This is a genomic window from Pseudomonadales bacterium (assembly GCA_013215025.1).
Classification (GTDB): domain Bacteria; phylum Pseudomonadota; class Gammaproteobacteria; order Pseudomonadales; family DT-91; genus DT-91.
The window spans coordinates 1-10,004 of record JABSRR010000150.1; the positions used below are offsets into that span (position 1 = coordinate 1).

Sequence of the window (10,004 nt, forward strand, 5' to 3'; positions counted from 1 at the left end):
TCAGCCTGAGCTCTCCTTTATCGCGCTGGTGAGTATTTCAATTTGTGCGGCTGTAGCTTCAGTATTAGGTGATTTATTGGAGTCGATGCTTAAACGCCATCGAGGTTTAAAGGATTCCAGTCAACTTTTACCGGGTCACGGTGGCATCTTAGATCGATTAGACTCCATCACTGCGGCAGCACCGGTGTTTGTATTGTTATTGATCCTGCTTTCTTCGGGCTCGTAGTCGGTATCTGAATACTATGACAGTACATAGGCAAACAATCAGTATACTGGGTGCGACCGGCTCAATCGGATTGAGCACGCTAGATATTCTTGCGCAGCATCAAGACAAGTATCAAGTTTACGCCTTAACCGCGTTCTCTCAGTTGGATGCTTTGTTGCATCTGTGTCGACGTTTTAGGCCTCGATATGTTGTGCTAGCGAATCCTCAACACGATGGTATTGCGGCTTTTAAACATCAGCTAGCTAGCGAGGCTATTGATACAGTCGTGTTAATCGGTGCTGATGCGCTAGAGCTTGTTGCAAGCGATGATGAGGTTGATACGGTAGTCGCAGCGATTGTTGGGGCAGCAGGTTTACCTTCTTCGCTAGCTGCAGCTGCGGCGGGGAAGAAAATCTTACTGGCAAATAAAGAAAGTCTTGTCATGGCTGGCGCACTTTTTATGCAAACTGTGCGCGATCATCAAGCAACACTGTTACCAATTGATTCGGAACACAACGCCATCTTTCAGTGTTTACCGCAGTCAAGCTCGTCGCCGCAGCTGGCTGTAGATTTGCAGCAGGTAAAACGGCTAATTCTTACGGCATCAGGCGGCCCATTCCGGCAAAAAACTTTGCAAGAAATGTCTTCGGTTAGCGTCGCTGAGGCAGTTGCTCATCCGAATTGGAGCATGGGGAAAAAAATATCTATTGATTCTGCTACCATGATGAACAAAGGCTTAGAGCTCATTGAGGCCTGCTGGCTATTTGGTCTTGACCCTGACTCGATAGATATTGTGGTGCACCCAGAGAGCGTCATTCATTCGATGGTTCAGTTTGTTGACGGTTCAACCCTTGCGCAAATGGGTAACCCTGATATGCGTACGCCAATTGCCAATGCTCTCGCTTGGCCAAACAGAATCTCGGTGGCGGTGCCCGATTTGAGTTTAACGGACATTGCAAAGCTGCATTTTGAACAGCCTGATTATCAGCGTTTCCCAAACCTTAGCCTGGCGGCACAAGCATTCAAGTGCGGCGGCGCAGCGCCGGCTATATTAAATGCCTGTAACGAGGTTGCTGTAGATGCCTTTTTGCAAGATGGTATCAGCTTTACTCAAATTGCTCAGTTAAATGCGCATCTATTAGATAGCCTGGCAATGCAAACGGATGTGCCGCAGTTCAGTGATCTAGAGGGTCTGATGGCGATCGACAGCCAGGTGCGGCAAACTGCGACGCAAATTATTCAGGATCAATCGTTATGGAGCTGATTCAGCATATTGGCGTTTTAGCCCTCACCTTGGGTGTGTTAATTGCCTTTCATGAGTATGGGCATTTCATTGTGGCCAGGTTATGCGGCGTTAAAGTGCTGGAGTTTTCGATTGGTTTTGGCCCCAAGCTTTTTAGTTTTCATGACAAACATGGCACCCGATTCAGCTTGGCGGCACTGCCGCTGGGCGGCTTCGTTAAAATGCTGGATGAGCGTGAGGCGGAGGTCGCCGCAGAGCTGAAGCATTTGGCATTTAATCAGCAGTCGGTATATGCGCGCACGGCGATTGTATCCGCTGGCCCGCTGGCCAATTTTTTATTGGCGATACTGGTGTATTGGCTGGTTTTTTTACCCGGCAGTACCCAACTAAAGGCCGAGATTTTTTCGGTTGAACCTGCATCAATAGCGGCAAATGCAGGCCTGCAAACAGGTGATATTATCAGGCAAGTGGATCAACAGCCGGTTGCCAATGCGCGAGAAGTCATGATGCAGTTAATGCAGCGTTTAGGCGACTCGGGGAAGATTGAATTAGTCAATCAGTATGGCGAGACGTTTAGCTTGCGGATAGAGAATTGGCTCTCAGATGCAGAGGGGCAGGTTGATATCGCCAGCAGTCTCGGATTTCAGTTTTATCAAATCGAAGTCATGCCCATTGTTGCCGATGTTTTGCCAGCTAGCCCTGCCGCTGAGGCGGGATTAAGAAAAGCCGACCGGCTGCTGCAGGTCGATGATGTTGAAATTCAGCAAGGCAGACAATGGATTGATTACGTGCGAGCTCACCCTGAGCAAGTCTTAACGGTTTTGCTTGAGCGTGACGGTGCGCCGCTGATGGTGCAGCTGACGCCTCAGGGGAAACGGCAGCAAGGTGAGTTAATTGGCCAAGTTGGGATTGCTATGCAGACTTCCAAGGTGCCCGATGCGCTGCTTCAGCGGGTCGAATATACAGCTCTATCTGCATGGATACCAGCAGTCTCAGCAACCTGGCAAGCCGCCAAGTTCTCGCTCGCTTCAGTAAAGAAAATGATACTTGGGCAAATTTCATTTAAACAGCTTTCTGGTCCTATCACGATCGCCAAAGTTGCCACAGAATCTGCACAATCAGGTATCTATCCCTACCTCAGTTTGATAGCATTGCTGAGTGTAAGTTTGGGTGTATTAAACTTACTTCCTATCCCAGTTTTAGATGGCGGACACATCTTCTTTTACCTTATTGAATGGATGAAAGGCTCTCCAGTGCCCGATCAGGTGCAGGAGTTTGCTTTGCGGATAGGTATGGCGATAATTTTATCGGTTATGGTGCTCGCGTTTGTAAATGATATAGCGCGTTTGTGACGCGTTTTTTAAATTGATTTTTGATGTTTTTATTTTTCATGCACTCATTCACTCAGTTAATTAAAATTTGCGCTATTGTGCTGTTAACCGGGTTTTTGACGACTAATAAGCTGTTTGCAGAAGCTGATTCTTCATCGCCAGTTTCGACCAGCTCGCCATATCCTATTCAAGTTGGCGATATTCGTTTGGAAGGCTTGCAGCGGGTATCGCCAGCCAGTGTGTTTGCCAACTTACCCTTTACGATTCAGCAAAGTGTGAATGCCCTGCAAATTCAACGCTCGATTAGTGCTCTGTTCAAAACCGGTAATTTCGATGATATAGCGGTCTCGCTCGACGGCGATGTGATTGTATTTCAGCTGCAAGAGCGACCTGCTATTGCTGAAATCAATATAGAGGGTAATAAGCAATTAAAAACGGAAGATTTGTTGGCTGGTTTAGCGCGTTCTGGTTTGACCCAGGGGCAGGTGTTTAAGCGCGAGACGCTAGAGCAAATCCGACTGGAGTTGCAGCGCCAGTATACCTCGCAAGGACGTTATGACGCCGATATTACGGCTAACGTAATCGAGTTACCGCAAAATCGTATCAACCTGAATATTGATGTTTATGAAGGCTCAACCGCCGAGATTAAACATCTGAATATTGTTGGTAATCAGCGCTTTTCGACGGAGGAGTTGCTGGATATGCTGGAGCTTAGAGATTCTGACGATACTTGGTGGTGGAGCTCGAAAGATAAGTATTCGCGAGAGCGCTTACGTGCTGATATTGAAAAGCTTGAATCCTTTTATCGAGATCAAGGCTATTTAAATTTTCGTGTCGCTTCAACGCAGGTTGCGCTTGGGCCTTATAAGGACGAGGTTTTTGTCACCATCAATGTTGAAGAAGGTGATATTTATACCATCAGCGAGATAAAGTTATCAGGTGAGTTGACTATCAGCGAGGATATTATTCGACGTATCATTTTGCTGCGTCCTGGCGGTATTTATTCTCAGTCACGCATTACTTCATCACAAGAACTGATTTCCCGTTTACTGGGTGCTGAGGGCTATGCGTTTGCGAGCGTTCGTCATTATCCCAAAGCAAATGCCGAAGATAAAACGGTTGAGTTAACCTTTTTTGTTGACCCCGGGCAGAGAACCTATGTTAGGCGGGTTGAATTTAGAGGTAATACGGGTACTCAAGATGAGGTTTTGCGTCGCGAAATGCGTCAAATGGAAGCTGCGCCTGCTTCCGCTCAGAAAATAGAGCAGTCAAAAGTAAATCTTCAGCGACTGGGCTTTTTCAAAACGGTTGAGTCAGAAATGATAAAGGTACCGGGTGAGGAAGATCTGGTGGATGTTGTGTTTACGGTTGAAGAGCAGCCATCGGGTTCGGTTGGCGCGTCGATTGGCTACTCTGATTCCGGAGGCTTGGTGCTGTCAGCAAACCTCAGTCAAAAGAACTTTCTTGGTAGCGGTAATAAGGTCAGCTTTGGCGTCAGTAAAAACGATTATCAAATCAGCTATAATTTTAACTATACCAATCCCTATTACACGGTTGATGGTGTGAGTAGAGGCTTTGGTCTATTTTTTAAAGAAACTGACTTTGATAAGTTGGGGGTAGCCGAATTTAGCACCAATACCTATGGTGCGACGTTGAATTACGGTTATCCAATTAACGAGACAACCCGACTAGGCTTTGGTTTTGGCTATGCCAATATTTTGATTGAGACCGGGCCGTTTGCCTCACAAGAAGTGATTTCATCGCCCAGGCCAGACAATGATATCGATTTCTACCAGCAGGTTGAACTGGTTAATGGCGAGATTATCGATGTTGACCCTGCGCTGCGCGAGATCTTTGCACTTGAGGCCTCGGGAATCGACCCATACATTCCTTTTGACCAAGGCTTTATTGACCGTAATGGCGACGAATACGATAGCTTTACGGTTAATCTCAGCTGGAGCCAATCTGAACTGAATAGGGGTTTTATGCCCACCGACGGTTTCTCGCATAACTTTACCATTGAATCGGGGCTGCCTGAGACCGATTTAGAGTATTGGAAGGCTATCTATCGTGGTCAATATTTTATCAATATAAAGCCAGAACTGGCGATTCGTTTGCATGGCCGTCTTGGTATCGGTGGCGGCTATGGTGACACCACAGAGTTACCATTTTTCGAGAATTTTTACGCCGGCGGCTTTGGCTCTGTGCGCGGTTATGAACGCTCAAGCTTAGGGCCAAAAGGTACACCGTCTGAAGGCTATTTAACCGGCGCAGGTCGTGACGCCTTTAATAATCTAAAACCTACTTATTATTACGATGAAGTGGCCAATAAATTTGTTGCGCAACCGCTGACGCGACAAGATACCATTGGTGGTAATATGTTGGTCGAGTCAGGCGTAGAATTGATATTTCCACTATGGTTTATCAAAGACAGACGCTCGCTGAGAACCGTGTTGTTCATCGACAGCGGTAATGTTTTTGACACGGATTGCGGTATCCTTCAAGAAACCTGTTATGATATTTCTGAGTTAGACCAGCTGAGAGCGTCTTATGGTCTAGGTTTAACCTGGGTGAGTGCTCTAGGGCCTTTAACGTTCAGCCTGTCTGAGCCATTTAATAACACCTCCAGTGACGATACTAAGTTTTTCCAATTCTCGATTGGTACTGGCTTTTAATCAATTATTTACACCTATAAGGACAAGGACATGAAGTTGTTTCGATATTTTGCACTGTTAAGCTGTATTTGTTTAGCGCTACCCAGCTTTGCGGCCGGTAAAATTGCGGTTGTTGATTTTCAAAAAGCGATACTGACTACCGATCTGGCAAAATCTCGCATTGCAAAGCTCGAGTCTGAGGCGGCGTATAAAGACAATATCGAAAAAATAAAGGCACTTAGCCAAGATGCGCAGGCATTATTTAAAAAGTATCAAAAAGAAGAGCCTTTAATGTCAGTAGAACAGAAGACTGAGATGCAGGGTCAGCTAAAAAGTATGCAGTCGGATATCCAGCATTTAGAAGGCAAGTTACAAGAGCAAAACAAACAAGCTTTGGCACCTTTGGTACTGCAAATGCAGGCTGCTGCGCAACGCGTGGTTGATGCTATTCGCCAAGAAGACGGATATGGCTTGGTGTTGGTTGCAAACCCGCAGGTGGTGTTTTATGCCGATACCAGTTTTGATATTACCGCGAAGGTTACTGACCAGCTGAATAAGCTAGCCTCGGCAAAAAAGTAAACTTTAGGCATATCTAACTATTTATGTGCTTCCTATGAGCTTCTCATTAGCTTTTATTGCAGAGCATTTGGGTCTGGAGGTTTTTTTACCGCCAGGCTCTGCTGCGGCAGAAGATATTGAGATTATACAAATTGCTGCGCTGCACGACGCGAAGCCTCAAAGTATCAGTTTTTTATCTGATCAGAAACGTTTGCCTGAGTTATCCAGTACCGCTGCCAGTGCGGTGATTATCAGTGCACAACAGCAATCGCAGTGCCCGATTCCAGCACTGATTTCAAACAACCCTTACCTTAGCTATGCTCAGCTAACCGAGTTGTTTTTACCGAATCACCCAGCGACTGCAGGCATCCATCCTACTGCCGTTGTGGCAGATTCAGCGCAGGTGGCATCATCTGCCTCCATTGGCCCGCATGTGACAATAGCAGCGGATGCCGTGGTGGCAGAAAATTGTGAAATTGGCGCGGGTAGCTATATTGGACATTCTAGTCACGTCGGCGCTAATACCGTGCTGGCTGCCAATGTAACACTGTATAGTGATGTGCAGATTGGTCAGCACGTAACTATTCATAGCGGTACTGTGATTGGTGCTCAGGGTTTTGGTTTTGCTCCAACCGGTAAAACCGGCGCCGATCAGCAGGCATGGCAAAAGATTCATCAGCTTGGCGGCGTGGTGATTGCCGATTTTGTTGATATTGGCGCCAATACCTGTATCGACTGCGGCACCTTATCGCCTACTATTATTGAGCAGGGCGTGATTATTGATAATCAAGTTCATATTGCGCATAACTGTATTATTGGTCGTTATACCGCTATTGCCGGCGCCACTTCATTTGCCGGCAGTACTGTGGTTGGAGAACATTGCATTATTGCCGGTGCCTGCGCCATCGCTGGCCATATTGAGATTGCTGCCGGTACGCAAATTATGGGCATGAGTAAGGTTACGGGTTCAATAAAGCAGCCAGGTTCCTATTCCTCAGGTACCGGCAGCATGCCGACATCACAGTGGCGTAAATCAGCCGTGCGTTTTACTCAGCTTGATCAAATGGAAAAGCGCATCAAGCAACTTGAAAAACAAATACAGCAGTTATCAACTGACAGAAACGATTAATCTTGCGCTTGGATAAATATCCTGTAAAGACGCAATGTTGATAACTGTGATACAAGGACTAGGAATTTTATATGATGAATATTGAACAGGTACGTCAGTATTTACCGCATCGTTACCCGTTTTTATTGGTTGATCGTGTAGAGTCGATTCAGTTAGGCGAGTCGATTGTGGCACTAAAAAATGTCAGTGCTAACGAGGAGTTTTTTCAGGGGCATTTTCCGGATTATGCGGTCATGCCAGGGGTTTTAATTGTCGAGGCAATGGCACAGGCTGCGGGCATATTAGGTTTTAAAACACTCGATACTAAGCCAGCTGACGGTTCACTGTATTTATTTGTAGGTTGTGATGACTTACGTTTTAAGCGCCAGGTTGTGCCCGGTGATCAGTTAAAGCTGAATGCGGCAGTGGTATCAGAACGGCGTGGGATATGGAAGTTTGACTGTAGCGCTACTGTTGATGGTGAACTTGCGTGCAAAGCAACGATTCTCTGTGCTCATCGACAAACGCCAAACTTTGATCAATAAGATTGTGTAAATGTCTATGATTCATCCTACAGCGATTATCGATCCACAGGCAAGCATTGCAGAGAATGTGAGTGTCGGCCCATACTCGGTAATCGGCCCGGATGTCATCATTGGCGCAGGCTGTAAAATCCATGCCCATGTCATTTTAAAAGGTCCTACCAAGCTTGGCGAAGATAACGAAATTTATCAGTTCTCATCTGTTGGCGAAGATACACCAGATCTTAAATACAATGGTGAGCCAACAGAGTTGATTATTGGTGATCGTAATATTATCCGAGAGGGCGTGACCATACATCGAGGCACGGTTCAGGATAAGGGTTACACCAAAATTGGTAATGACAATCTATTCATGGCCTATGCGCATATTGGACATGATTCAGTTGTCGGCAATCACACTATTTTAGTGAACAATGTTGCCTTGGCAGGTCATGTCGATGTGGCTGATTGGGCTATTCTTTCAGGTTATACCTTGGTGCATCAGCATTGTAAGATTGGTGAGCATGCGTTTTTAGGATTTGGTTCCTCGGTGTCAAAAGATGTGCCAGCATTTGTTATGGCGAATGGCAATCCCTGTCAGCCATTTGGTATCAACACTGAAGGACTTAAACGTCGAGATTTTAGCAAGCAAACCATCAGTCAAATTCGTAGAGCCTATAAAATTGTTTATCGACAAGGACATACTCTAGATGAAGCCTTGGCATTACTGCATGAAATGGTCGATGACTGTTCAGCGATTCAGCTCATGATAGACACTTTGAAAAGTTCCACGCGAGGCATAATTCGCTAATATGATGCGCATGGTAAGTCGGTAATGGTAAAGCAGAGCCCTTTACCCGCAGTTGTTTTCCCATATCAAGGCAGCCTGTTAGCAGGTTGTGATGAGGCCGGAAGAGGACCACTGGCGGGTGCTGTGGTTGCTGCTGCAGTGATTCTTGATCCCGAACAAGCGATTGCTGGATTAGCCGATTCTAAAAAAATATCGGCAAGTAAACGCGAATCTTTATTTGATCAGATTACGCAGCAATCGCATGCCTATGCGATTGCGGAATGTTCAGTCGCAGAAATTGATCAACTGAATATTCTACAAGCCTCCTTATTAGCCATGCATCGTGCGGTTGCAGCTTTGACGCCGCAGCCTGAGTTTGTCGCGGTTGATGGCAATAAATTGCCAGATTGGCATTATCCCAGTGAAGCAGTCGTTAAGGGTGATGATAGGGTTGCGGCGATTGCCGCGGCATCTATTTTAGCGAAAGTAACTCGTGATCGAGCATTAGTAGCATTAGATCAAACCTTCCCTGAATACGGTTTTGCGCAACATAAAGGCTATCCGACTAAAGCACATTTAGCAGCGTTAGCGAAATATGGCGTGACCACAGCGCATCGACAAAGCTTTGCGCCAGTCCGCCGTGTTTTGTCTGAGCAGGGTGGTGAGGCATGATAGCTACTGAAAACCAAAACTTTGTTCACCTCCGTGTTCACTCCGAATATTCTTTAACAAACAGCATTGTTAAAGTAAAAAAGTTAGTCAAACAATGTGCTGAGCTGAATCAACCGGCAGTTGCGTTAACTGACCAATGTAATTTTTTTGCTTTGGTTAAATTTTATAAAGCGGCGCTGGCTGAGGGCGTTAAACCCATCATCGGCAGTGATTTCTTGCTTCAGGTCGACGACCATGATTATGTCATTACGCTTTTCGCCATGAATAATCAGGGTTATAAAAATTTAACGGAGTTGATCTCTAAAGCCTATCTTGAAGGACAAACCTTTGGTGGTGATGCACGCATTCAATGGCAGTGGCTTGAGGCACATAGTGAGGGTGTGCTTGCGCTCTCTGGGGCTAAGCGCGGCGAGATAGGTCAGGCGCTGTTGAAGTCAAACCAGTCCGAGGCTGAAGCTTTGCTGCTTAAATACCAGCAGCTATTCCAAGACAGGTTTTATCTTGAGCTGCAGCGAACTCAGCGCAGTCAAGATGAACAGTATCTGCAAGCCGCTGTTGCCTTAGCAGCGCAACATCATGTGCCTGTGGTTGCCACCAATGATGTGCATTTTCACCAGCAAGCGCATTTCGCCGCGCATGAGTCTCGGGTCTGTATCGGCGATCAAGTGGTTTTAGATGATAACTCTCGTGAGCGTAAATATTCCGAGCAACAATACCTAAAATCAAGCGAAGAAATGCAGCAATTATTTGCTGATATTCCCACCGCTTTGCAGAACAGCGTAGAGATCGCAAAACGCTGCAATGTGCAGCTGCATTTAGGTGAGTACTTTTTACCGGAATATCCGATTCCTGCAAACTTCGAACAAGATGCGTTTTTTCAACGCATACCTTATGCGCAATATGAGTCGCAAACAAAAGCAGT

10 protein-coding genes are annotated in these 10,004 nt (G+C 46.1%); all 10 read left to right on the plus strand.

The window, feature by feature from the left end; all coding sequences use genetic code 11:
• Nucleotides 1-226: phosphatidate cytidylyltransferase (locus HRU21_10030; GenBank protein ID NRA42627.1), on the plus strand; the 226-nt coding region annotated here is incomplete at its 5' end.
• A gap of 16 nt (nt 227-242) precedes the next feature.
• Nucleotides 243-1,469, plus strand: coding sequence for a 1-deoxy-D-xylulose-5-phosphate reductoisomerase (locus tag HRU21_10035; protein NRA42628.1), 1,227 nt, complete (start codon nt 243-245; stop codon nt 1,467-1,469).
• Nucleotides 1,460-2,800: an RIP metalloprotease RseP gene (rseP, locus tag HRU21_10040; GenBank protein ID NRA42629.1), complete on the plus strand. Its 1,341-nt coding sequence runs from the start codon at nt 1,460-1,462 to the stop codon at nt 2,798-2,800. The genes HRU21_10035 and rseP overlap by 10 nt, the downstream gene beginning before the upstream one ends.
• Nucleotides 2,801-2,838: 38 nt before the next feature.
• On the plus strand, nt 2,839-5,454 hold the full coding sequence (gene bamA, locus HRU21_10045) for an outer membrane protein assembly factor BamA (protein ID NRA42630.1): 2,616 nt from the start codon (nt 2,839-2,841) through the stop codon (nt 5,452-5,454).
• 30 nt (nt 5,455-5,484) lie between these two features.
• Complete coding sequence (locus HRU21_10050; GenBank protein ID NRA42631.1) at nt 5,485-6,012, plus strand: OmpH family outer membrane protein; 528 nt, start codon at nt 5,485-5,487, stop codon at nt 6,010-6,012.
• A gap of 34 nt (nt 6,013-6,046) precedes the next feature.
• The gene (lpxD, locus tag HRU21_10055; GenBank protein ID NRA42632.1) at nt 6,047-7,120 is read left to right on the plus strand and encodes a UDP-3-O-(3-hydroxymyristoyl)glucosamine N-acyltransferase; all 1,074 of its coding nucleotides are present in this window, start codon (nt 6,047-6,049) and stop codon (nt 7,118-7,120) included.
• A gap of 71 nt (nt 7,121-7,191) precedes the next feature.
• On the plus strand, nt 7,192-7,644 hold the full coding sequence (fabZ, locus tag HRU21_10060; protein ID NRA42633.1) for a 3-hydroxyacyl-ACP dehydratase FabZ: 453 nt from the start codon (nt 7,192-7,194) through the stop codon (nt 7,642-7,644).
• 16 nt (nt 7,645-7,660) lie between these two features.
• On the plus strand, nt 7,661-8,431 hold the full coding sequence (gene lpxA / locus HRU21_10065; GenBank protein ID NRA42634.1) for an acyl-ACP--UDP-N-acetylglucosamine O-acyltransferase: 771 nt from the start codon (nt 7,661-7,663) through the stop codon (nt 8,429-8,431).
• A gap of 24 nt (nt 8,432-8,455) precedes the next feature.
• Nucleotides 8,456-9,082: a ribonuclease HII gene (gene rnhB / locus HRU21_10070; GenBank protein ID NRA42635.1), complete on the plus strand. Its 627-nt coding sequence runs from the start codon at nt 8,456-8,458 to the stop codon at nt 9,080-9,082.
• Nucleotides 9,079-10,004: PHP domain-containing protein (locus tag HRU21_10075; GenBank protein ID NRA42636.1), on the plus strand; the 926-nt coding region annotated here is incomplete at its 3' end. The genes rnhB and HRU21_10075, both read left to right, overlap by 4 nt.

Excerpts from the sequence above, each read along its gene's own strand:
- HRU21_10035 (NRA42628.1), top strand. The coding sequence starts at position 243 with ATGACAGTACATAGGCAAACAATCAGTATACTGGGTGCGACCGGCTCA.
- rseP (NRA42629.1), top strand. The coding sequence starts at position 1,460 with ATGGAGCTGATTCAGCATATTGGCGTTTTAGCCCTCACCTTGGGTGTG.
- bamA (NRA42630.1), top strand. The coding sequence starts at position 2,839 with ATGCACTCATTCACTCAGTTAATTAAAATTTGCGCTATTGTGCTGTTA.
- HRU21_10050 (NRA42631.1), top strand. The coding sequence starts at position 5,485 with ATGAAGTTGTTTCGATATTTTGCACTGTTAAGCTGTATTTGTTTAGCG.
- lpxD (NRA42632.1), top strand. The coding sequence starts at position 6,047 with ATGAGCTTCTCATTAGCTTTTATTGCAGAGCATTTGGGTCTGGAGGTT.
- fabZ (NRA42633.1), top strand. The coding sequence starts at position 7,192 with ATGATGAATATTGAACAGGTACGTCAGTATTTACCGCATCGTTACCCG.
- lpxA (NRA42634.1), top strand. The coding sequence starts at position 7,661 with ATGATTCATCCTACAGCGATTATCGATCCACAGGCAAGCATTGCAGAG.
- rnhB (NRA42635.1), top strand. The coding sequence starts at position 8,456 with ATGGTAAAGCAGAGCCCTTTACCCGCAGTTGTTTTCCCATATCAAGGC.